The following is a 24,973-nucleotide window of genomic DNA, read 5'->3' as shown; positions in this document are numbered from 1 at the left end:
ATTTCAAGCCATACCCAGGCCGTCTGAAATATTAAAACTTATTACTAAAAAGTAATAAAAAAACTCAATAAACAAAGTTTGCCTTTTGGTAAAGACAAGACTACAATCCATTACACACAATTCAATTCCATCTCATCATGAACACCACCGACCTGCGCCGCCACAACCTGCGGCAATGGATAACACAACACCACAACGGCCAGCAGACCAAGTTTGCACAAGCCATCGCCATCAACCAAGGCGAGCTGTCCGCCCTGTTGAAAAACAAATCTTTCGGCGAGAAAAAAGCCCGAAAAATCGAGCAGGCAGCCAATATGCCTGACATGTGGCTGGATCAAGACCACCAAGACCGCCACGCCCCCACCATCAGCCAAGAAAGAAATACCATGTCCCACATCTCCACCATCCCAGAAATCCTAGCAGACATCAAAGCCGGCAAAATGGTCATCATCACCGATGCCGAAGACCGCGAAAACGAAGGCGACTTGCTGATGGCCGCCCAATTCGTTACCCCCGAAGCCATCAACTTCATGATTAAACACGCACGCGGCCTGGTCTGCCTGCCGATGGACGGCGAAATGGTCGAAAAACTCGGCCTGCCCATGATGACCCAGAAAAACGGCGCGCAATACGGTACCAACTTTACCGTCTCCATCGAAGCCGCCCACGGCATTACCACCGGCATCTCCGCCGCCGATCGCGCCCTGACCATTCAAACCGCCGTTTCCCCATCCGCCAAACCAGAAGACATCGTCCAACCCGGCCACATCTTCCCATTGCGTGCCCAAAAAGGCGGCGTACTCGTCCGCGCAGGACACACAGAAGCCGGCGTTGATCTGGCACAAATGAACGGCCTGATTCCCGCCGCCGTCATCTGCGAAATCATCAACGACGACGGCACCATGGCGCGCATGCCCGAACTGATGAAATTCGCCGAAGAACACAACCTCAAAATCGGCACCATTACCGACCTCATCGAATACCGCAGCCGCACCGAAAGCCTGCTCGAAGACATGGGCAACGCACCCGTACAAACCCCGTGGGGCGAGTTCCAACAACACGTTTACGTCGACAAACTCTCAGGCGAAACCCACCTCGCCCTCGTCAAAGGTACACCAACCGCCGACGAAGAAACCCTCGTCCGCGTCCACGAACCCTTCAGCGTCATGGACTTCATCCAAGCCAACCCGCGCCATTCCTGGTCATTGCCCAAAGCCCTTGAGCGCATCCAACAAGCCGAAAGCGGCGTAGTCATCCTCCTGCACCGTACCGAAGACGGCGCCACCCTGCTCGACCGCACCCTGCCCAAAGGCGCAAACCAAGCCTACAAATGGGACAGCAAAAGCTACGGCATAGGCGCACAAATTCTCGCTGGCCTCAACGTCAAAAAACTGCGCGTCCTCGGCCAGCCTTCATCCTTCACCGGCCTCACCGGCTTCGGCCTCGAAGTCGTCGGTTTTGAAGAAGCTGAGAAATAATCTTGCTTGATTGATTCTCAAAGCAAATGAAATAAAAGGCCGTCTGAAAATTTTCAGACGGCCTTTTCATCTCTCTATTTATCTGAATATTATCCAAATAAAATTATGATAAAAACGACTATTTATTAAATTATTTCAATAATGATAAGAATAATCAATTATGATATAAATATTAATAATATTTAAAAATTTTATATTTTTTATATAAAAGAGTATTTTAACCTATTATATTAAGTTCTTAACAAAGAGAAACTATGTCTGCTTTTACTCCCAAACCCAAAATAATCATTCTCAGCCTTGCCAGCGCGTTCAGTACATTAACCGTTGCCAATACCATCGAAACCTCAGCTCGACCAGAACAATACCAGGAATTGGATACCGTTGTTGTCAGTGGCAAACGTACCAACGACCAAAAAGGCGCGGACGACGTGTATTACAAAAACGTCTCCAACGCCTATGTCGGCAAAGAATACCTCGAACGCTACCGCGTCCAATCCGCCGGCGACGTGCTCAAAGGCCTAAACGGCGTGTACAACATGAACACCCGCACCGCCGGCGGCGCGATTACGCCCAACATACGCGGCATCACCGGCAAAGGCCGTATCCCCGTAACGCTGGACGGTACGGAGCAGACGGTCGATGTCTGGCTCAACAACTACGGCGTGGGCGACCGCAACTACCTCGACCCCGCCCTGTTCCGCAGCATCGCGGTGGAAAAAAGCCCGGCCCTCACGCGCGGCGTGAAATCGGGCGTCGGCGGCGCGATGTCTATCCGCACCATCGAACCTTCCGACATCATCCCCGAAGGGAGAAACTGGGGAATCGAAGTCAAAACCGAGTTTTCCGGCAACACCGTAGCGCAGAAAAACGACTTGCGCCCATTCTTAGGCCGCGACTACCGCACCCTCTCTCCCATAGGCGCGACGGCGGACGGCACACCGGGTATGGCGGACGTGCTGACCGGCTATACCGGCAAACCCTCCCCCACCGCCCTGTTGTTGGACGAAGGCATAGCCGACACGAAATTCTCGGGCGGCAAAAGCCACACCAACTTCAAAGACGACAGGCAGCTGATGCTGTCCGCCGCCTTTAAAACCGACATTACAGACGGCCTTGCCGCATACAGCCACCGTCAAAAGGGCAACTACTACGCGGGCAAACGCGGTTATCAGAGCTACCTCAACAACCCCATTTACGGTGCGGATGCCTGTTACGACCAGTATCCCGACAAATCGCAACGGGAAAAAGACATACTCTGCAAATCTTCCGCCAGCCTGGTGCCGAATATGGCCGTCCTGTTCAGGCCGGGCGAAGAAATCATGAACAGCCACACCGACACCAAAACCCTGCTGCTGAAAAACAACTGGTATCTGCCGGGCAATCAGAAAATCAGCCTGCAATATATGGACAACAAAATCGGCTTCGGTGAAATCAACCCCCTGATAACGGCATGGATACTCGGTTTCAGCGAACAATCCCTAAATGACCCCGCGCAGCAGGCACCAGGGATAGGGACGAAAATCGACAGTAAAACCTACAAAATCGGCTACGAATGGAAGCCGCAGGACAACAAGTGGATAGATTTTCAGGCCGATATGTGGCGGGTGAAGACCGACAGCAACCGCCATCAGAGCGGCGGCCCCGTCGTCGGCGTAACCACGCCCGACATGGACTACGACATCTGGTACTGGTGCAACATACGCAAACGGCAGTCTCCCGGTCTTAGAACGGAAAGCTGCGAAGACGCGATGACGTGGAACGCCTACGGTTCGGCACGAACCCATGAAGAAGTGCTGCGCATGATAGAAGACACGCCCGACAAAATCGCCCGCAGGCTGGCCCAGTACGATGAAAACAACCGTGCGATTACCGACCGCTGGATGGGGCATACGGGCGGCTACTACGCCATTACGCCCGCCGATAAAAATGTGATGACCGACCAAACCAACCAAATCGGTAAGATGATGAATCTAGCGGAGCTGAAGCAAAAGCTGAATCAGGAACGCTACTACATCGAACATCCCGACCGCATCATCATTCCCGGCGCACGGCAGCGTACCGACGTCGTCCGCAACGGCTTCAACCTCAGCAACCGCTTCCGCCTTTCCGACAAACTCAGCCTCACCCTTGCCGCCGACTACCAGCGCGAAACGCTGGAAGAACGCACCGACATCGCTAACAGCGCCGACCTGATGAACACGTTCGGCGTACTGACCCGCATGGCGGCCTTGGGCGGCCCGCAGTCGGCGAAAAAGCGCGAATGGGGCGCGAACCTGGTCTTCGACTGGAAACCGACTTCCCGCCTGAACATACAGGCAGGCGTGCGCTATCAGAACTTTAAAGGGCGCAATATCGAACTGGTGCGGCAGCGTGCCGCGCGCAACCCCTGGTATCAGTACGGCCTGGGTTCGGACAGTTATGTTACCGGCCTGATGATGCCTTATTACGAATTGGCGGATGAAGAAGATATTGCCAACCAGCGGCGGATGGAGCAGCTTTATGACCCTGATAGAATCGGGGGGCAGGTTGAAGAATATCAAAGGCTCAACCGCCGCTTTAAGGAAAAAAACGGCTACGACTACCATCCGGGCGATACATTCGTCGATAACACACGCTTCTACCAAAAAGTAGACGGCAGCCTGATTGAAAGCCATCAAGCGGATAAAAACAACGATGTACTCTATGTCCTGCGCCGTAAGCAGATTATTCCAATGGTTGCAGGCAAATTTGATCACGGCAAAGTGCAGATTACGCCGGAAATGTACCGCGAAAGGGTAAACAATCCGCAGGGAAAAAGCGGCAGCTATCGCCGTTATTATCCTGGTTCCCACATGGGATTTGGTTTTAATTCAGTAGAAGAAACAGCAGTCCGAATGGCCAATGAAAACCAAATTCCGTCAGCGACCAACAATGACTCTGTGCTGAAATATGGTGACCGTTACAATCGTACCGCTTGGATCCGGCATCAATTCGGCGAAGCCGACCGCTGGCGCATGCCGCAGGAACAGCGCGCGCATTCTTGGTCGCCCATGCTGTCGGTCAGCTACGATCTTGCCGACAACCACCGCCTCTTCGCCCGCTATGCCCGCATGAGCCGCTTCCCCAGCCTTTACGAACTGACCGCCGCCACCGGCAGCGGCGGTCTGTACGGCAGCGAGACCGTGGCCGAATACAGCCTGAAGCCGGAAAAAAGCACCAACTGGGAAGTCGGCTACAACTTCAATTTCGCCCCGCATTTCGCCAAGCTGCGCCAAGGCGATATCCGCCTCACCTACTACAGCAACAAAATCAAAAACCAAATCGACACCTCGAATATGGACGGCGGCATGATCCAATACGACAAGGCAATCAGCAAGGGGCTAGAACTGCAAAGCCGCCTCGACAGCGGCCGCTTCTTTGCCTCCTTCGGCGGCACTTACCGCTTGAAACATATGGTGTGCGACAAGGGCATCGCCTTCAAATTCGACTATTACCTGCAACGCGTACCCGAATGCCTTGAAGGCGGCTTCGGCCTCAGCCGCTTCTTCCAGTCCTTGCAGCCGAAATATTCGCTTACCCTCGATGTCGGCACGCGCTTCTTCAACGAAAAACTGGAATTGGGCATGCGCGCCATCCATCACAGCAAGGCGGAGCGGAAAAACTACGACAAGCTGATTGCCGACGGCGCAGGGCAGGTGTATGAGCGCAACGGCAAACCCTACGGCTGGCACGCCGCCACCCTGCTTGATGCCTATGCCCGCTACCGCATAGGGAAACATATAGACTTAAATTTCGGCGTGACCAACCTTGCCAACCGCTATTATCTAGACCCGATGTCCAGCACCCCGGTCCCCGGCCCGGGCAGGACAGTTACCTTCGGCATCAAGGGTAGGTTTTAAGGCTTGACTGTATCCTATGTAGCCGACGGGCAGGAATCTGCCCGTCGGCTACAACCTGTTACCGTTACTATAATTTTTGTATTTCTTAGATGATAATGCAATGATATTAAAAATAAAATATTAACAAATGCAATCCGCACTTTACATTTGATAATGAGTTTTAATTAGATTTATATTTTTATTTATATTAATATGCGCCCTATCGGTAACACCCGATACACCTTGCCGCTCGAGACAAAACAGCGGTATCCACCATATCTTTTCTTTAAAAGGAAAAATCATGAAAGCATCACAATTAACCCTCGCCGTCCTTCTGACTGCAGCCTTCAGTTCTGCTTATTCAGTAGAAGTTAAAGGTGGTGATTCAAGTAAAGGGCAATTAATTCAAGCTGCTGAATCCGATTCCCTGCCCTTCGGTGCAGGTGCGGCGGGCATTAAGGTCAGCACCGGCAACGGCCTGTCCAACTCCATCAACCTCCAAGCCGGCCCCGCGCAACGCATCCGCACCAAATACGGCAACGCACCCATCAACGGCGGCAATCAGAACGCCAATGTAAACGGTGCGGCCAATCCGAGATACCTCACCCCAGGTGATGTCAATCCCGTATTGGGCTGGTTCAGCTCGAAAAAACTTGGACAAGTTTGGTATGAAAAACGCGCCAACAACACCGAGGTGTTCAGCGTACGCCAAATGGCTGACCCGCTGTTGCCGATTGCACCGAAATTCGGCGGCATGACCTTTGCCAAAGTGCCGACTGCGGCAACCAACGTCTTCTTCGGCGAATGGGCACCGCGCAAAGGCAACAGCAATCAGATTGCCAACAGCACGGATTTGAATATGAACGACGGCAACCGCACGGTTTGGTTCGTGGGTGAGAATCCGACAGCTAATATGCCGAAACTGGTCAATGCGAAATACAATGTATTAGGTATTAACAAGCATACTCCAGGGAAAAATGATTTCTATACCGGCGTACTGACCGCCAACTATGGAACAGGTAAAAATGAACTGGCCGGCACTATTTCCCGCGCCGGAGACAGCATCAATTTTGCCAATACCAAAATCGAAAGCAGCGGTAAATTTGATAACCATAAAAATACCGAGCATATTACCGGACGCTTCTATGGTAGCGGAGCGGAAGCCTTGGCAGGTATCGTGGATCGTGCAGGCGCAGATAAAGACGTAGCCTTCGGCGGCGCGAAAAAATAACCTTGCCTGCTTATGCGATTAGGGAATGCCGGTGTTTTCGGCGTTTGGCCGTCCGTTCCCGCAATCAGGAAAACCGCCGTTTTTTAACCGCAGCCGCAGTAGGCATAAATATACTGCGGCTGACCTGTTTTCGAAGTGCCGTGCAAACCTGCATTGCCTTGCGGAATTTCTGTTTTTACTTCTTTCAGACAGCCTCTCCGCCCAAAGGACCCCATCCCATGAAACACCACTTCTGCCTGCTTTTTCTACCGCTCTGTACGGTCTGCCTTGCCGCTCCGTCCAACGATGCCGCAGATGAACGCCGCCGCCTGCTGGATGAGAGCAGCCGCCAAACGCAGCAATATCGAGAAAGTGACTGGCTGGACACGGAACAGGCACACGGGGAAGTGGGAGAAAACGACAGCTACATCATGATAGACGGTACAGTCTACCAAGTCGGCGATACGGCAGAAGAACTGGAAAGTGCGATTTACCACGCCCTCAACGCGCGGCAGTGGCACAAAGTGCGGCAGTTCGCCGCCCGCTACGCAAAACTGCCGCAACACAAACCCGCGCTGATTCATTTGGCCGATGCGCTGCAAAAACGGGACGAAGGGGATTTCCGCACGGCGGGGAACAGTTTTCAGACGGCCTTGGAAGCCGAACCCGGCAACCCCCGCCTGCTGCTCGAAGCGGGGCGGTTTTATGCCGAAGACAACCAAAACAAAGAGTCCGCCGCCGCGTTTGAGAAAGTTCTGAAAACAGATATTCCTGCTGAAACCCGCCCCATCGTGGAAAACTACCTATCCGAACTGGGCAAACGCCGCCGCTGGCACGGCCAAATCAGCCTCGGCTACGGCTACAATAGCAATGTAAACCAAGGCAACGGCATCAGCCAATGCGTGTGGGAAATCGCGGGCATGTGCCTGATGGAGCGCACCCTGCCTGCGCCAACGGATTCGACCTTCTTATCCTATAGCGCGACCGCCGAAAAAACCGTTCCGCTCAAAGGGCATCATGGTGTACAGGTACGCGGTGTCCTGTACGGCAACCGCTACACGGAAAAAGACAAAGATTCGGCGGCCATGCCGGATTACAGCTATCACAACGGTTCGCTGTACGCGGGATACGCCTATGCCGACACACGCTCCTCCTTTTCCCTGCTACCCTATTTCGAATACGACTTCCGCAACAGCCACACCCACTACCGCGTATGGGGCGCGGATGTTGACTGGTCGCACACACTCTCCCCACGCTGGCGCATTAACTCACATGCCGGAGCAAAAAAGACCGGATACAGCGGACAAAACAAAGATTATTTTGCCGACTATAAGCAATACGAACTGGGCGTAGGGGCAGAATTTTCTCTTACACCCAAAAGCGGACTGTTCGCCAACTTCGATGCCACACGCAAAGCCTATCCCGAAAAATCTTCTTCCAGCAAGGAATATACGACACGGCTGGGCGCATATAGTTTTTTTTCAAGCGGTACTTACCTCAACACCATCCTGCTTCACCGCCGCAGTCTTTATGACGCTGCAAGTTTTGTCAGTGATAACAGACGGCGGCGCGACAATCAATACATGATGATAGCCGCTATAGGCTTTCCGCAGTGGAACCTTAAAGGTGTGTACCCTGAATTTCGTTTCAGACGCTCAGTCTCCCATAGCAATACAGCACATTACCGCTACCGTCAGAATGAATGGCTACTAAATTTTAAATATCGATTTTAAATTGAGTCATTTAGAAATACGCTCAAGCAACAATATAACCATACTGTTTTACTCCTTTCTATTTCATGCCGTCTGAAAAAAGCCGATACACCTTTCCGATGTATCGGCTTTCGCTATCTGCTCAACACTTAATTTCTGCTGGGCAATTCTTTTTCGCTCAATGGTTTGATGTACCAAATATCGCGGCAGTAGTCGGCGATGGAGCGGTCGGATGAGAAGAAGCCCATGTTGGCGATGTTGATCAAGGCTGATTTGCGCCATGCGGATACGTTGCGGTAGTGTTCGTCCGCTTTGTATTGCGTGTCGATGTAGCTGCGGAAATCGGCCATCAGTTGATAGAAGTCGCCGTATGGTTGCAACACGTCGTTGTAGCGGTTTGGCTCTTCGGGAGAGAAAGTGCCTTGGCTGATTTGGTTGACGACGCGGCGTAGGTCGCTGTCTCGCTCGATATAGCTCAATGGGTCGTAACCATTGCGGCGGAGTTCTTCGACTTGTTCTACGGTGTTACCGAAGATATAGCAGTTGTCCGCGCCGACTTTTTCCAAAATCTCAACGTTCGCGCCGTCCAGCGTACCCATGCAAAGCGCGCCATTAAGGGCGAATTTCATGTTGCTGGTACCGGATGCTTCTGTACCTGCCAGTGAAATTTGTTCGTGCAAATCGGCGGCTGGGATGATGATTTGGGCAAGGCTGACGCTGTAATTCGGGATGTAAACGACTTTAATCAGGTCGCGGATACGGGTGTCGTTGTTGATGACTTTGGCAACGTCGTTAATCAATCGGATGATTTTCTTCGCCATGTAATAGGCGGAAGCGGCTTTACCGGCAAAGATGAACACACGCGGCTGCCAATCGAAATCAGGGTTTTCCAGGATTTTGTTGTAACGGTCGACAATGTGCATCACGTTCAATGCTTGACGTTTGTACTCGTGGATACGTTTGATTTGGATGTCGAAAAGTGCATCGGTATTAACCTTGATGCCCAGCTCGGTTTCGATGTATTTGGCAAGACGCTCTTTGGCGGCTTTTTTCACTTCGCCGAATTCTGCCTGTACGGAGGCATCGTCCACTTTGTCGTTGAGCTTAGTCAGGTTATCCAAATGCAGACGCCAGTCTTCGTCGCCCAGATGTTTATCCAAGAATTTGGTCAGGCCCGGGTTGGCGATGTTGATCCAGCGGCGCGGGGTGACGCCGTTGGTTACGTTGGTAAAGCGTTCCGGGAACACTTTGGCAAAGTCGGCGAAGATGGATGTGGTCATCAAATCGGAGTGGATTTTTGCCACGCCGTTGACTTTGTGCGAACCGATGACCGCCAGCCATGCCATGCGGACGCGACGACCGTGGGTTTCATCAATGATGGATACGCGGCGGACAAAGTCGTCGTCGAAGTTACCGATGGCGCGTAAGGCATTGAGGAAGTAGGCGTTGATTTCAAAGATGATGTCCAAGTGACGCGGCAGCAGACGGCCCATCAGGTCAACCTGCCAAGTTTCCAAGGCTTCGCTCATCAATGTGTGGTTGGTGTAAGAGAAAATCTTACAGCACATATTCCATGCTTCAGTCCATGCAATTCCCTCTTCGTCAATCAGGATGCGCATCAATTCTGGAATAGCGAGCACCGGATGGGTGTCGTTCAAGTGGATGGCGACTTCGTCCGCCAAAGTGCGGATGCTTGGGAAACGGCATTTGTGGCGGGCGACGATGTCTTGAACGGAAGCGGAAACCAAGAAGTATTCTTGCTTCAGGCGCAATTCGCGGCCGGAATCGGTAGAGTCGTTCGGATACAGAACGCGTGAGATGTTTTCGTCACTGTTTTGTGCGCGAACGGCAGAGGCATAGTCGCCTCGGTTGAAGTCAGCAAGGTCAAACAGGTTGCCTGCGTGTGCGGTCCACAAGCGCAATGGGTTGGCACATTCGCCGCCATAGCCCGGAATGATTTCATCGTATGCCCAAGCAGAAATTTCTTCGCTCGGCTGCCATTCTTTTTTGTTGCCCAAGTTCAACACTTGACCGCCGAAACGGACGGAATATTGTTTGTTCGGACGGGCAAACTGCCATGCCAAATCTTGGTCGAGCCACAAATCAGGTTTTTCAACTTGTTGGCCATCCACGATTTCTTGTTTGAACATACCGTATTGGTAACGGATGCCGTAGCCCATGGCCGGAATGCGCAGGGTTGCCAAAGAGTCGAGGAAGCAGGCGGCCAGACGGCCCAAACCGCCATTACCCAAACCCGGATCTTCTTCTTGTTCGCAAACATCGGCAAATTCTTTGCCCAATTGCTTGAAGGCTTCTTCAAATTCGGCATAAACGCCTTCGTTAATCAGCGCGTTGACAAATGAACGGCCGAGCAGGAATTCCATAGACAGGTAATAAACCATGCGTTTGCTGTTGTCGATGTGGGCGCGGCGTGTTTTGAGGAAATCTTCTGCAATCAGGTCACGCGCGGCAAGCATGGCGGCGTTGAGCCATTGGTGTGAAGTTGCCTCCTTCGGATCTACGCCCAAGATGAAAATCAGCTTGTAAACGATGGATTTACGGATGGTTTCGGCGTCCGGTTTAGGCATTACATAATCGTAACCGGAGATGGGGAGTTTTTTCTTAGCCATGGAAGCCTTTCTCTAGCGTGAGGCACTGGACAACGCGCCTGATGGTTTTATTAAAAACAACGAAACTCGGTTTTCAGACGGCCTGACAACGGCAACAGGCCGTCTGAAAGGAATGGTGCGTAGATTTGTTACAAACTAAGGAGATTATAGCGGAAAGATTCAAAAAAAGGATATATTTTTCTTTATAAAACATTCAATTAACAGTTAAACCATTCATCATCTTATTGGCATTTTCAATTTATATTACTAAGCTGCAAATCAGAAAATACTGACAAAATATCAAAGAGTTAATCAACCAATAGTTTAATTCTCATTTAATTTGTTTTATGTAAAATCCAAATTCCCATATGCTCAACAACACATTTTCCTGATTCTTCGTAATTAAATTTCTCAGATGGTACGCAAGAAATTTTCCAATTGCCTTGAGGCAGGTTAAATAACTGACGACTACGTTTGGCATTGACCAACAGCAGCCATTCATCGTCCAAAACAATCTGAATCGCCTTGCTGCCCCTGTTTTGCCAACAATATTCGGTCATCGGGCTGCTATCGGCATTAAGCCATTGCACACGCTCTTTTTCCCACCAGCAATCATCTGTCAGCAGCTTGATTTGGCTGCGGACGCGTATCAGTTCTTGAGTGTAATTTTGCAACTCATGAGGCTCATTTTGCCAATCCAACCATGTAATCGGATTATCTTGGCAGTAGCTGTTGTTGTTGCCTTGCTGACTGTTGCCGAACTCATCGCCGGCTAAAAGCATGGGCGTACCGTTGGATAAAAACAAGGAGGCAAGCAGCGCTTTGGAAGTGTATTCGCGGTTGAGCAAAACCTCTTCATCATCGGTTTCGCCTTCTACGCCGTGGTTGAAGCTGATGTTTTCATTATGCCCGTCGCGGTTGTTTTCGCCGTTGGCTTCGTTGTGTTTTTCGTTGTAGCTGACCAAATCGCGCAGAGTGAAGCCGTCGTGTGCAGTGATGAAGTTGATGCTGGCAGACGGGTGACGGCCGCTGTGGTTGAAAATATCGGACGACCCGGCCAAGCGTTCGGCAAATGCGCCCAAATTGCCGCTTTCCCATGACCAAAACGCGCGCATATCATCACGGAAACGGCCGTTCCATTCGGCAAAAGGTTGTGGGAAATTGCCCAAGTGATAGCCGCCCTCGCCGATGTCCCATGCTTCGACAATTAGCTTCAAACCAGCCAAAACCGGGTCTTGATACAGGACTTGGAAAAAACGGCCGTACGATTGGAAATCAGGCTCGCGTCCCAATACGGTTCCCAAATCGAAACGGAAGCCGTCGATATGAAACTCTTCCGCCCAATAGCGCAGGCTGTCTGCCGCCCAACGGGTAACGTCGCGCCGGACAATATTGAGCGTATTGCCGCAACCCGACCAGTTTTCATAATTGCCGTAAGGGGTGTGCCAATACCATAAGGTGTTGTCGATACCGCGCTGACACAGCATCGGGCCTTTATCATCCTGCTCTGCCGTGTGGTTGTACACGACATCCAAAATCACTTCCAAACCAGCCTGATGCAAGGCTTTGACCGCTTGTTTAAACTCCGCCGCCGCACACTCGGGATTGTCGGCATAAGACGGCTCGACGGCAAAATGAGAATAAGTGTTGTAGCCCCAATAATTGCTCAAGCCCATCTGCTGAAGATGGTATTCGTCCAGATGATAATGAATCGGCAGCAGCTCGACCGTCGTTACCCCCAACTCTTGAAGATAGGCCAAAACCCGTTTATCACTCAAGGCTTTATAAGTGCCTGCATATTTCAAATCGGGGAACTGCTTGGTCAACCCTTTGACATGGGCTTCATAAATAACGGTTTTGCCCCACGGTATTTCCGGACGGCAATCTTTGGCCCAATTAAATCGGCTGCGTCCGACCACGACGCTTTTCGGCGCAACGGCGGCATTGTCGCGTTCATCTTCCGGCCTGAACCATGCCATTTCTTCAGCGGTACGGTAGCTTGGTTTGCCGTCAATTTTTTTGGAATACGGGTCAATCAGCAATTTGTTGGGATTAAAACATGAGCCGTATTCTGCGTTTTCACGTCCATACACGCGAAAACCGTATCGCTGCCCTGCCTTAACGTCTGGCACAAATCCGTAAAATACCGAACCGCGCCGCGAAGGCATCTCCAAACGGGTTTCTTTATCCTTATCAAACAGACACAATTCGACCTTTTCGGCATTGATGGAAAACAAGGTGAAATTCGCGCCCTTGCTCGTCAGGGTCGCGCCCATGGGATAAGGCTTGCCTTCCTCGATATGCCATGATTTGGCAGTCATAGAATGATTCCTTGGTATGTATTTGGTTTCGTGTCCAATATAAGGCCGTCTGAAAATCTTTCAGACGGCCTTGAATCATATTGATATCACTATCTTTTAATTTTCAGCTGATTAGGCAGACATGATGCCCACCCTCAAAGTTGATTTACGCTTCGTCTTTGACTGCCGCCTGATACAGGTACACGGTTGCCAACGGCGGTACGGTAACAGACAGGGAGTTTGGTTTGCCATGCGACCAAACTTCTTCTGTCTCCACCATTGCGCCGGCAGAAACGCCGCTGCCTTTGTAATGCAGGTCGTCTGAATTGAGGATTTCGCGGTATTCGCCGGCAGAATTCACACCAAAACGGTAGCCTTCGCGCACTACAGGCGTGAAGTTGCTGATGACGATAACGCGGTTGCCTTCACGGTCGCGGCGCTCGAAAACGAATACGGAATTGTCGCCGTCATCGGCAACCAGCCACTCAAAGCCTTCAGGCCATTGGTCTAATTGGTAAAGCGGCGCGTTGTCTTTATAGACATGGTTCAATTCGCGCACGAAGTCTTGTACGCCTTTGTGCCAGCCGCCCTCTTGCTCCAGCAAGAACCAATCCAGTCCTTCGTTGTAGTTCCACTCGCGGCCTTGCGCAAACTCGCTGCCCATAAACAAGAGTTTTTTGCCGGGGAAGCCGTACATAAAGCCGTAGTAGGCGCGCAGGTTGGCAAATTGTTGCCAGCAGTCGCCGGGCATACGTCCGAGTAGCGAGCGTTTGCCATGTACGACTTCGTCATGAGAAAGCGGCAGGACGAAGTTCTCGCTGTACTGGTACATCATGCCGAAAGTCATTTTGTTGTGGTGATATTTGCGGTTGATGGGGTCTTCCATCATGTAACGCAAGGTATCGTTCATCCAGCCCATATTCCATTTGAAGCTGAAATTCAAACCTTCTTGACGGGTGACGTTGGCGAACGAAGTAGATTCTTCGGCGATTTCAGTCGCAGCCGGAACTTCCTCTTTCAACATGGTGTTGGTATCACGCAGGAAAGCGATGGCTTCGAGGTTTTCATGGCCGCCGTATTGGTTCGGAATCCACTCGCCGTCTTTACGCGAGTAGTTGCGGTAAATCATGGAAGCAACCGCGTCAACGCGGATACCGTCAAAGCCGAAACGTTCTATCCAATACAGGGCGTTGCCTTGCAGGAAGTTTTTCACTTCGTTTCTGCCAAAGTTGTAAATTAGGGTGTTCCAGTCTTGGTGGTAGCCTTCGCGCGGGTCGGCGTGTTCGTACAGCGCAGTGCCGTCAAACTTGGCCAGGCCGTGGTCGTCGGTTGGGAAATGGCCGACTACCCAGTCGAGGATAACGCTGATACCCTCGTCGTGTGCGGCTTTAATCAATGCGCGCAATTCTTCCGGCGAACCGAAACGGCTGGTCGGCGCATACAAACCGGTTGCCTGATAGCCCCATGAGCCGTCAAACGGATATTCGGAAACAGGCAAAAACTCGATATGGGTAAAGCCCATGTCTTTGACGTATGCCACCAGTTCTTTGGCCAGCTCTTCATAAGTCAGCCAGAAATTGTTTTCCGGATTGCGTTTCCACGAACCCAAATGCACTTCATAAATGCTGATGGGCGCATCAATGGCATTGGCGCGAGCGCGGAAAGCCGGTTCTTCCACTTCGTCAGGCAAACCGCGCACGATAGATGCCGTGGTCGGGCGCAGTTCCGCACCGAAGGCATACGGGTCGGCTTTTTCGCGCACATCGCCGTTGGCATCGCGGATTTCAAATTTGTAGAGGGCATTGAGTTTGACGGCAGGAATAAAGATGGCCCAAATGCCGTTGTCGCGGTGGAAACGCATCACATGGCGGCGGCCATCCCAGTTATTAAATTCGCCGATAACGGAAACGCGTTGCGCATTTGGCGCCCATACGGCAAAACGTACGCCCTTCACGCCGTCCAACTCGGCAAAATGCGCGCCTAAAGCCTCATAAGGACGCAGGTGCTTGCCTTCGGCCAACAGCCAGGAATCCATATCTTGCAACGCAGAGCCGAAATGATAAGGGTCTTCTTCAATCACTGGCTCGGTGTCTTCGGTGTAACGGATACGCAAAGCGTAATCGGGCGCATCATCGGGCAAAACGGCCACAAAGAAACCGCGTTCATCAATTTTTTCAGACGGCACGATGAGTTCGCCGCTGCGGCGGTTCACGATATCCACGCTTACTACGCCGGGAATCAAAACGCGCACCACTTCATCGCCCTCTGCAAGGCTGTGTCGTCCCAAATAAGCGAACAAATCGCTGTGGGTGGCAAGAAACAGGCTTTCGACCGTATCGCGCTCGATTTGGTCAAGTTCATGATAAGCCTTGATTTGGCTGTTTGTTTTCATGCGTACCTCGTCAATAATGGCAAGTTGGCCGCCCATGAGGCGGTGTTGTAGGAAATCTTCCAAAGAAACCGGCATTTTTTGTGCCCAGTTCGGATAGCCTTCGGTTACACCCGGGACATTCAGATTGTCAATGACGCCCAGCAGGTTTTCCAGTTGTACGGCGTAAAGCTTGCTGCGGCTCAATGCGCCGTATTTATGCAAAGCCGCCAGCAAGGTTTCATCGGCCTTTGCCGGCATTTGTACGTCCGCACCCAGACAGCCGGTTTCTTTCAATTTATCCAGCAAATCGGCTTTATCGTGTTCGCGCTCGTCCAAGGCCGTCTGAAAAGCGGCTGCATCAGGCAAAGTACCGAGTTTGAACATCGTATCCAAATCTTTGCCTGTCCAATAGCCTGCCAGCGGCGCGACATCGTGGGTGCTGATGACCGTAATCGCCTGCTCGGGGTATTCTTCAGGTAACTGAAAACCGTTCCAGCCCTTGCTGAAATACATCACTTTGTAGGAGAACACCTGATAGCGGTTGAGCAGATAACGCGCTTGATCGGGTACCGTACCCAAATCCTCGCCGATGATGACGCAACGGTTGCGCTGGCTTTCCAATGCCAAAATAGCAAACATCACTTCGGCATCGTAATGCACATATGCGCCGAAATCTGCTGTTTTATCGTTTAAAACCCACCACAAACGACACAATGCCATCACATGGTCAATCCGCAACACGCCATACAGGCGCATGTTTTCGCGCAACAAATGGGCAAACTTCTCATAGCCCGTATGCTTCAACATCGACGGATTAAGCGGCGGCAAATTCCAATTCTGCCCTGTCGGCCCTAAAGGATCGGGCGGCGCACCGACCGATACGTCCATACAATAATCTTGACGGTTTAACCAAGTATCCGCGCTACCTCGCGCCACGCCGACCGCTAAATCGCCGTAAATGCCGAGTTTGACACCGTATTCGGCAGCGGCTTGGTTGACTTCTTGCAATTGCTCCGCGCAAAGCCATTGCAGCCACATATAAAAACGGATTTCCCGCTCATGACTGCGCGCAAATTTTTCTACGGCTTCGCCATCAGGTTGATGAAATTCAGACGGCCATGACTGCCAACCCACTTGTCCGGGACGGCTGTAATACTGGTCCAAAGCCTCAAACAAACCGAAGCCCTGCAAAGCCTCGCCTTTGTCCGCAACAAATGCTTCAAATGCAGCGCGTTCATTTGCCGCAGCTTCGCAAGTATCCTGTTCAAACGCGTTAAACGCCATGTGCAGCGCATCACGCTTGCATGCCCAAACCGCCGTATAAGTCACCGTTTCCGTGATACGCAAAGCAGCGATGCGCTGACGGATTTTCGGTTGTGCCAGCCAGTTTTTCAGTTGTTCGTTATAAGTAAACGCACCGACCTTCTCAACATCCAAATAAATCGGATTGAGCCATTCGCGCGAAGAAGGGCTATACGGGCTGGCAAAGGCAGGCTTGCTGGTAAACAAGGCGTGCAAAGGGTTGATACCGACGAAATCCAGCTTTTTCTCAGCCGCATATTTCATCAGGTTCAGCAAATCGGTAAAGTCGCCTATGCCCCAGTTGCGCTCGGAACGCAGGCTGTACAAATGCATGGTCAAACCATTCATCCGACCGCCATTGGCAAGCAGTTTGGGTTGGTAAACCGATTCAGGCGCAACAATCAGGCGTACAAGACAACATTTACCGCCGGTCTCGGCCGACAATATGTAATAACCGCAAGCCAGTTGGGGCAGCTTAATCCAAAGCGTATCGTTGTCGCCCGGATATAAAGTCAAGGTCTGGTACTCATCCGCCTCATCAATCAATACGACCGCTTCCGCACCATGAAATTCAGACGGTATCTGTAAAGATTCTTCGCCGTTTTCATGCGCGACCATCGTATCCAGATAAAGGCCGTCTAAATCCGGTTTGCTTTTGTCTAAAACAGCGACAATCGATTCCAAAACTTCAGGTTTGGTCGCATGATATGTACCGTTGATGTCGTGGTAGCCTAAATCAATACCGGCCTCTAGAGCCTGCTGCTCCAATGTCTCACTCATTGCATTCTGCCTGTTTTACCAATATCTGAATCTTAATACAGATTTTGTCGCACCGTTATATGTAATTCATTGTAGTCTCTAACAAAATCCATATTTCCCTGTTTGATTTGACCTGCGCCAAAATTTCCTATTTATCTGTCTTGTAAAAACTTAAAGGCCGTCTGAAAAGGAAGGTTTCGTTCCTTTTCAGACGGCCTTTATCATGTTTCAAGCCTGATTAGTGGTGGTGATGACCGTGCGGGCCATGTACGTGGCCGTGGGCAATTTCTTCCTCAGTCGCATCGCGCACACCTTCAACGGTCGCTTTGAACAATACTTTCATACCGGCCAAAGGATGGTTGCCGTCTACTACGGCTTTACCATCGGCAACATCGGTTACACGATAAATCAATACATCGCCTGTTTCCGGATCATCGGCTTCAAACATCATGCCAACTTCAACTTCAACAGGGAATACACTTACATCTTCAATGCGTACCAGCTCAGGATCTTGTTCGCCGAAAGCATCCTCAGGGGACAAAGCCACTTCAACGGTATCGCCTACATTTTTGCCGTGCAACGCTTCTTCCACTAAAGGGAAAATACCGTCATAACCGCCATGCAGGTAAGCAATCGGCTCTTCGGTTTTGTCCAACAACTGGTTGTTTGCATCGTACATTTCATAATGCAGGGAAACTACGGAATTTTTAACAATAGACATCATGTCATCCTTAATCAATATTTAAAAGTCAAGTTCAGGCTATTCTATCACAGCTGTAACTAAACAATCGGTTTACCTTAAACAAATACTTTTGGTGAACACAACAAAACCGAAAAAGTCCATATAAAAAACAAAATTGAATGATTCCAATCCATAAAAGTTGCTTTTTCACAACACAAAGTTGCTAAATTACAAAAAAATCCCCAAACGCAAAAACATTCCAAACCCTTAAATCCAACAACAGTTAAAAATAATCAAGCTATTGAATACAAATGATTTTTAAAATTTTCATTAATTATGAATATTTTTAGATTATTTTTTACCTACTCCCCTGATTTACATTATTTTCGCTAATTTTGTATTGATTTTAGTATGCAAACGGTTAAGCAACGTTGCATTGACCAATCCCGTGGGGCATAATAACGAAAAATTCAGCAATGAATTTCTACTGTACAGGCCGTTTGACGGCTATTTTTAGTTTAAATCGATTTAAAAAAGGTTCTTAAAAATGAAAAAATCTCTGTTCGCTGCTGCTTTGTTGTCTTTAGCTTTGGCCGCTTGTGGCGGTGCTGATAAAGCTGCTGAAACTGCTGCTTCTGCCGCTTCTGCTGCTTCTGAAGCCGCTGCATCTGCTACTGAAGCTGCTGCTTCTGCTGCTTCTGCTACCGAAGCTGCTGCTACTGAAGCTGCTGCTTCTGCTACTGAAGCCGCTGCTTCTGCTACCGAAGCTGCTGCTTCTGCTACTGAAGCCGCTGCTTCTGCTGCTTCTGAAGCTGCTAAATAATATTCTTTTGAATATAAGAAAAGCAGGATACCATTGCGTATCCTGCTTTTTTACATTCTTCATACTCCCTTTCCCGACTTTTCCGCCTGACTGCCATGCACCTTCACGACCGTTTTGCTGAGTTTCTTTCCACCTCTGAAATCATCGAAGCCACTCCGGCCTTGTTAAACGACCAACGTCGCCGTTTTGTTTCTTCGCCGGATATTGTCTTACAGCCGAACTCTGTCGAAAGCGTGCAGAAAATCATGCGTTTCTGTTTTGAAAACCGCATCCGCGTAACCCCGCAAGGCGGCAATACCGGATTATGCGGCGCAACGGTAACCACCGAAGGTGTACTGCTCAACCTCTCCAAGCTCAACCGCATCCGCGATATCAACCTTGCGGACAACAGCATGACGGTTGAAGCAGGCGTGATTTTGCAAAATGCTCAGAAGGCAGCAGCCGAAGCCGGACGACTGTTTCCACTCAGCCTTGCCAGCGAAGGCTCTTGCCAAATCGGCGGCAATATCGCCTGTAATGCCGGCGGTTTAAATGTCTTGCGTTACGGCAGCATGCGTGATTTGGTATTGGGTTTGGAAGTCGTTTTACCAAACGGCGAACTGGTTTCCCACCTTCAGCCCCTGCACAAAAACACGACTGGCTACGACTTGCGCCATCTTTTTATCGGCAGCGAAGGAACATTGGGTATCATTACCGCCGCCACACTCAAACTCTTTGCCCAGCCCAAAACCAAAGCGACCGCATGGGTAGGTTTAGACGATATTGAATCCGCAGTCTCGCTTTTGACTGCGGTGCAAGGCCATTTTGCCGAGCGCTTGACCAGCTTCGAGCTGATCAGCCGCTTTGCCCTCGATTTATCTTCGGAATTCAGCCAACTCAAAAAGCCTGCCGATGCGGAATGGCATATTTTGATTGAACTTGCAGACTCTGTTCCCGATGCGGGACTGGATGAAAAGCTTGCCGAATTTCTCTATCAAAGCGGATGGGAAAACAGCATTTTGGCGCAATCCGAGCAAGAGCGCTCCGACTTATGGGCCTTGCGTGAAAATATTTCCGCTTCCCAACGCAAACTCGGCACCAGCATCAAACACGACATCGCCGTCCCTATCGCCCAAGTGGCCGCCTTTGTCCGCCAATGCGCCCCTGCCTTGGAAACCCGTTTTCCCGGCATAAAAATTGTCTGCTTCGGACATTTAGGCGACGGCAGCCTGCATTACAATACATTCCTGCCCAACGTATTGAGTAACGAAGCCTACCAATACGAAGACGCCGTCAATACCATCGTTTATGAAAACATCCTTGCCTGCCACGGTACGATTGCCGCGGAACACGGCGTAGGCATCATCAAGAAACATTGGCTGCCCCGTGTGCGTACGCAAGCCGAACTCGTTCTGATGCATGCCATCAAAAATCAGCTCGACCCTTATGGCATTATGAATCCGGACAAACTCCTGCCTTCTCTGGATTAACAAAATACGAAAAGGCCGTCTGAAACATTTCAGACGGCCTTTTATCTTATCCAAACTATTTCAATGCCGTTTTCCAATCCAATCCGCCCAAGGACGGTACCTGTATCACTTCATTGGTATCCAAATTGACCGCTGTCAGCTCTCCGCCCCACAACGCGCCGGTATCCAAAGCGATAACCTGATCGGTATTAACGTAGCCCAATGACGACCAATGTCCGAACACGGTAATATAATCCAAATTCTGCCTATCGGGCGCTTTAAACCAAGGGCGCAGGTAAAGCGGCATTTTTTTCAGAGTGGATTTATATTCGTAATCCAATTCGCCTTTGTACGTCAGCGCACGCATACGGGTAAAGACGTTGATAATCATGCGTAGGCGCTCATAGCCTGTCAAATCGTCCGTCCACTCGGTCGGCTTGTTGCCGTACATTTTGCCAAAAAATTTCCTGTATTTTTTACCTTGCAATTCAGCCTCAGCTTCTCTGGCAAGGCTTTCGGCTTTATCAACCGACCATTGCGGCAAAATACCGGCATGCACCATTACATGCCTGTCGCCGCGTACCAAAAGCGGTTGATGACGCAGCCAGTCAAGCATGGCATGACTATCAGGATGGGTCAAAATCGGCTCAACCGTATCACTGCGCTTGAGCGTTCCTTCACCGCAACCGACTGCCAAAAGATGTAAATCATGATTGCCCAAAACCATTTGCACACTGCTGTCATGCTCTTTGGCAAATTTCAGGGTTTCCAAGGACTTCGGGCCGCGATTGACAATATCGCCGACCAGCCAAAGGGTGTCCGTACCATGATTAAAGCCGATTTTGGCAAGCAACAAAGTCAGCTCGTCAAAACAGCCTTGAATATCTCCGATTGCGTAATGTGCCATTATTATTGTTTTCCGTTGTTATTCTTTTCAGACGGCCTCAAGCCCAGCCCAGGCCGTCTGAAACATCAATTATGCGTTTAAAACCAATACTGCTTCCGCTTCAACCTGAACGCCTTTAGGCAGGCTGGCTACGCCAACCGCCGCGCGCGCAGGGAAAGGTTGTTCGATAAATTCAGCCATCACTTCATTGAACACGGCAAAGTTGGCCAAATCGGTCAAATAAGCATTGAGTTTGACGATATCGTTCAAAGAACCGCCGGCCGCTTCGGCTACGGCTTGCAGGTTTTTAAATACTTGCACTGCTTCGGCGCGGAAGTCGCCATTGCCGACCACAGTCATCGTAGCCGGATCCAAAGGAATCTGACCGCTCATATAAACCGTATCGCCTGCGCGGACTGCTTGGCTGTATGCGCCAATCGCGGCAGGGGCTTTGTCAGTATGGATAATGGTTTTAGACATGATATTCTCCTCAAATAGAAATGTCAGAAACAGGGGGAAGCTTCGAATTTTACTTTCAACAGAAATACGTTTCAATAAAAGCATTCAATTAATGCGTTTCTCCCGTCTTGTTCTTCCTCGATTTTAAACCTACAATCCCACACATTATTCATTTCAAAGCCGAAATTATTATGTTTTTTGTCTTATCCCCAGCCAAAAACCTCAACGAAAAAGACCCCTCCCCCATCAGCAGCTTTACCCTGCCCGACCTTCTGCCCGAAGCAGAAATCCTGATGCAGGAGTTGCGCCAGCTTGCCCCTCAACAAATCGCCGAACTGATGCATGTTTCCGACAAAATCGCCCTGCTCAACGCCGAACGCAATGCCGTATGGCACACGCCGTTTACCCCTGAAAACGCCAAACAGGCCGTATTTATGTTCAACGGCGACGTCTATGAAGGCATCGCCGCCAATACGCTCAAACCGGAACAAATCGACTACCTGCAACAACACGTCCGCCTGCTCTCCGGCTTATACGGCGTACTGCGCCCGCTCGACTTGATGCAACCCTACCGCTTGGAAATGGGCACAGCCTTTGCCAACTCACGCGGCAAAAACCTCTACGAATTTTGGGGCGATAAAATCACCGACCTACTCAACCAAACGCTGAAGCAGGCCGATAGCGACGTTTTAATCAACCTCGCCTCACAAGAATATTTCAAATCTGTCAACACCAAAAAACTCAACGCACGCCTGATTACACCGATTTTCAAAGACGAGAAAAACGGCAAATACAAAATCATCAGCTTCTACGCCAAACGTGCGCGCGGTTTGATGGTGCGCTACGCGGCAGAACACGGCATTACCGAGCCTGAAATGCTCAAAAATTTCGACTACGAGGGCTATTCATTCAATGAAGCAGCTTCAAACGAAGCCGAATGGATATTCATGCGTGAAGAACAATCCAAATAAAAACAGAATCCTAGATATTTTTTCTAAAATACCTCTTGATAAAGACCGTAAGTTCCATTAATATTACGGCTTCAAGAATGGAAGCGTGGCAGAGCGGTTTAATGCAACGGTCTTGAAAACCGTCGAGGGTTGATAGCCCTCCGTGAGTTCGAATCTCACCGCTTCCGCCATTCTTAATATTTTTTTATCTAGTGAAAATGAAATGCGAGACTTGATGATTCAAGTCTTTTTTATTTTCAAATCCAAAGAATCCCGTAAAGGCCGTCTGAAACTTTCTATAACATAGTTTCAGACGGCCTAATACCTTTGAAATCCCCCAAATCCCTAAAGCCCCACCCAGACATTTAAGAATTTGGGGGAATTTTCAAAGGTATTTACTTTTCTAATCTTTGCCGTCAAGGGTATCGGCCTACCTATCACCAATGCAGAATTTTTGCTCGACCATGGAGGGGCGTTTTCTATGCAGACGCGATCGTGCATTTTGCCTTAGAGCCATGTGCCGCCGTATCGTTTGCAGTAGGGTTGCTGCATATTCCAAGATGTTGCCACAGAGTACTGCCGTTGCTTTCATCTTGAGAAGGTCGCGGTAAACGGCATTATGATGGGGTGTCATTCGATGATGGTGTGGTGGTAGGACAGGTCTTGAATGTGGTATCGTTCTTCTTGGGTCAGTTGCGTGTCGCTCATGGTAATCTTTCTTATAGGAAAGGCCGTATATTGCTGCATCCAAACTTTTCCATTATAGAAAGTTTGCCCTTCAAATCCGTTACTACTGGCCTCTATTTATCATTATTTAATCGCTACAAGGATATTTAAATGAAACGGGAAACCATTGCCCTGCATGCAGGCTATCAATCCGAACCAACTACCAAATCCGCTGCTGTCCCCATTTACCAAACCACTTCCTACACTTTCGACAACACGCAACACGGCGCAGACTTGTTCAATCTTGATGTAGCGGGCAATATCTACACCCGTATGATGAATCCGACCACTGCCGTTTTGGAAGAACGCGTTGCCCGTTTGGAAGGCGGTATCGCCGCATTGGCTGTCGCCAGCGGTATGGCGGCAATTACCTATGCCGTTCAAACCTTGGTTGAAGCAGGCGACAACATCATCGCAACCAAAACGCTCTACGGCGGCACTTACAATTTCTTTGCCCACAGCCTGCCGCGCCAAGGCATAGAAGTACGCTTTATCGATCCGGCCAAACCCGAAGAAATTGCTGCCAATACCGACAGCCGCACCAAACTGGTGTATTGCGAATCTATCGGCAATCCCGCCATCAATGTCGTTGATATTCCAGCATTCGCACAAGCCGCGCACGCTCAAGGGCTGCCACTGATGGTGGACAACACCGTTGCTACGCCCACATTGTTCCGCCCGATCGAGCACGGTGCCGACATTGTTATCCAATCCTTGACCAAATACATCGGCGGTCACGGTACAACGATTGGCGGTGCCATTATCGACGGCGGCAAATTCCAATGGGCAGGCAATCCGCGCTTTGAAAAAACTTTCAATCAGCCTGATCCGTCTTACCACGGCATAAACTACTGCGAACATTTTGGTGCAGCCGCCTACATTGCCCGCGCTCGCGTCGTCCCATTGCGTAATACCGGTGCCGCCCTGTCTCCGCACAGCGCATTTTTACTGCTTCAAGGTTTGGAAACCCTCGCCCTGCGTATGGAACGTCATTGCGAAAACGCCCTAAAAGTAGCCGAATTCTTAAAGAAACATCCGCGGGTCGAATGGGTGAACTATCCTGCACTGCCTGACAGTCCGTATAAAGCTTTGATTGACCGCGACTACGGCGGAAAAGCCTCAGGTTTGCTGAGTTTTGGTATTAAAGGCGGCCGTGAAGCCGGCGCGAAATTCATTGACGCACTGCAACTCTTCCTGCGTTTGGTGAATATCGGCGATGCCAAATCGCTGGCTACCCATCCTGCCACAACGACCCACCGTCAGCTTGACGATGCAGAACTCGCCGCAGCAGGCGTCAGCCCCGACATGGTACGCCTGAGCGTCGGTATCGAGCATATCGATGATTTGCTTGCCGACTTGGCGCAGGCATTGGATGCCGCACAGGCATAGGCAATAGCAGCG

General features: G+C 50.3%; 14 protein-coding genes, 1 tRNA gene and 1 pseudogene. 9 read left to right on the top strand and 7 right to left on the bottom strand.

The annotated features are described in order from the left end of the window. The first annotated feature begins 137 nt into the window (after window positions 1-137). From ribBA to ACTHSN_RS01280, 4 genes are all read left to right on the top strand, one after another. Window positions 138-1,478 carry a bifunctional 3,4-dihydroxy-2-butanone-4-phosphate synthase/GTP cyclohydrolase II gene (gene ribBA / locus ACTHSN_RS01295; protein WP_107792507.1) on the top strand — a complete coding sequence of 447 codons (1,341 nt, stop codon included), beginning with the start codon at window positions 138-140 and terminating at the stop codon, window positions 1,476-1,478. A gap of 254 nt (window positions 1,479-1,732) precedes the next feature. After that, window positions 1,733-5,356, top strand: a complete 3,624-nt coding sequence (gene tdfG, locus ACTHSN_RS01290) for a TonB-dependent receptor TdfG (RefSeq protein WP_440365017.1) — start codon at window positions 1,733-1,735, stop codon at window positions 5,354-5,356. Between the two features lie 280 nt (window positions 5,357-5,636). Further along, complete coding sequence (locus ACTHSN_RS01285) at window positions 5,637-6,566, top strand: Slam-dependent surface lipoprotein (RefSeq protein WP_070838356.1); 930 nt, start codon at window positions 5,637-5,639, stop codon at window positions 6,564-6,566. A 218-nt stretch (window positions 6,567-6,784) separates the two neighbouring features. Then, the gene (locus ACTHSN_RS01280; RefSeq protein ID WP_440365016.1) at window positions 6,785-8,278 is read left to right on the top strand and encodes a surface lipoprotein assembly modifier; all 1,494 of its coding nucleotides are present in this window, start codon (window positions 6,785-6,787) and stop codon (window positions 8,276-8,278) included. Window positions 8,279-8,406: 128 nt separating this feature from the next. Here ACTHSN_RS01280 and ACTHSN_RS01275 read toward each other — a convergent pair whose 3' ends face one another. The 4 genes from ACTHSN_RS01275 to ACTHSN_RS01260 form a co-directional block, all read right to left on the bottom strand. Further along, a complete protein-coding gene (locus ACTHSN_RS01275) occupies window positions 8,407-10,887 on the bottom strand; it encodes a glycogen/starch/alpha-glucan phosphorylase (protein ID WP_440365015.1) in 2,481 nt (826 codons plus the stop codon). Between the two features lie 314 nt (window positions 10,888-11,201). After that, a complete protein-coding gene (gene glgX, locus ACTHSN_RS01270; protein ID WP_440365014.1) occupies window positions 11,202-13,187 on the bottom strand; it encodes a glycogen debranching protein GlgX in 1,986 nt (661 codons plus the stop codon). Between the two features lie 145 nt (window positions 13,188-13,332). Next, window positions 13,333-17,619 carry a 1,4-alpha-glucan branching protein GlgB gene (gene glgB, locus ACTHSN_RS01265; RefSeq protein ID WP_070461454.1) on the bottom strand — a complete coding sequence of 1,429 codons (4,287 nt, stop codon included), beginning with the start codon at window positions 17,617-17,619 and terminating at the stop codon, window positions 13,333-13,335. Window positions 17,620-17,836: 217 nt separating this feature from the next. After that, the gene (locus ACTHSN_RS01260) at window positions 17,837-18,319 is read right to left on the bottom strand and encodes an FKBP-type peptidyl-prolyl cis-trans isomerase (RefSeq protein ID WP_070461453.1); all 483 of its coding nucleotides are present in this window, start codon (window positions 18,317-18,319) and stop codon (window positions 17,837-17,839) included. 508 nt (window positions 18,320-18,827) lie between these two features. On the opposite strand from ACTHSN_RS01260, the gene ACTHSN_RS01255 reads away from it, so the two are divergent. Beyond that, a complete protein-coding gene (locus tag ACTHSN_RS01255; RefSeq protein WP_107810829.1) occupies window positions 18,828-19,103 on the top strand; it encodes a hypothetical protein in 276 nt (91 codons plus the stop codon). 95 nt (window positions 19,104-19,198) lie between these two features. Continuing rightward, window positions 19,199-20,572 carry an FAD-binding oxidoreductase gene (locus tag ACTHSN_RS01250; protein ID WP_070461451.1) on the top strand — a complete coding sequence of 458 codons (1,374 nt, stop codon included), beginning with the start codon at window positions 19,199-19,201 and terminating at the stop codon, window positions 20,570-20,572. Window positions 20,573-20,627: 55 nt separating this feature from the next. On the opposite strand, the gene ACTHSN_RS01245 is transcribed toward ACTHSN_RS01250, so the two are convergent. Next, a complete protein-coding gene (locus ACTHSN_RS01245; RefSeq protein ID WP_070461450.1) occupies window positions 20,628-21,458 on the bottom strand; it encodes a symmetrical bis(5'-nucleosyl)-tetraphosphatase in 831 nt (276 codons plus the stop codon). Between the two features lie 69 nt (window positions 21,459-21,527). After that, on the bottom strand, window positions 21,528-21,917 hold the full coding sequence (locus ACTHSN_RS01240; protein ID WP_003746001.1) for a RidA family protein: 390 nt from the start codon (window positions 21,915-21,917) through the stop codon (window positions 21,528-21,530). Window positions 21,918-22,087: 170 nt separating this feature from the next. On the opposite strand from ACTHSN_RS01240, the gene yaaA reads away from it, so the two are divergent. Both yaaA and ACTHSN_RS01230 read left to right on the top strand, forming a co-directional pair. After that, entirely contained in the window at window positions 22,088-22,867 is a 780-nt protein-coding gene (yaaA, locus tag ACTHSN_RS01235; RefSeq protein WP_070461517.1) for a peroxide stress protein YaaA, read from the top strand. Between the two features lie 79 nt (window positions 22,868-22,946). After that, window positions 22,947-23,037: transfer RNA gene (locus ACTHSN_RS01230), tRNA-Ser, on the top strand. A 245-nt stretch (window positions 23,038-23,282) separates the two neighbouring features. On the opposite strand, the pseudogene ACTHSN_RS01225 reads toward ACTHSN_RS01230, so the two are convergent. Further along, window positions 23,283-23,489, bottom strand: a pseudogene (locus tag ACTHSN_RS01225) (IS30 family transposase); the annotation flags it as partial. A gap of 194 nt (window positions 23,490-23,683) precedes the next feature. Here ACTHSN_RS01225 and ACTHSN_RS01220 point away from each other — a divergent pair. Continuing rightward, window positions 23,684-24,961 (top strand): O-acetylhomoserine aminocarboxypropyltransferase/cysteine synthase family protein, encoded by a 1,278-nt coding sequence (locus ACTHSN_RS01220; RefSeq protein WP_070461449.1) that lies wholly within the window; start codon window positions 23,684-23,686, stop codon window positions 24,959-24,961. Window positions 24,962-24,973 lie beyond the last annotated feature (12 nt).

Source organism: Neisseria sp. P0009.S010, from assembly GCF_051958545.1.
Lineage (GTDB): Bacteria > Pseudomonadota > Gammaproteobacteria > Burkholderiales > Neisseriaceae > Neisseria > Neisseria subflava_A.
The sequence above is the reverse complement of the archived record's forward strand: the minus strand, read 5'-3'. Positions and strand labels throughout refer to the sequence as shown.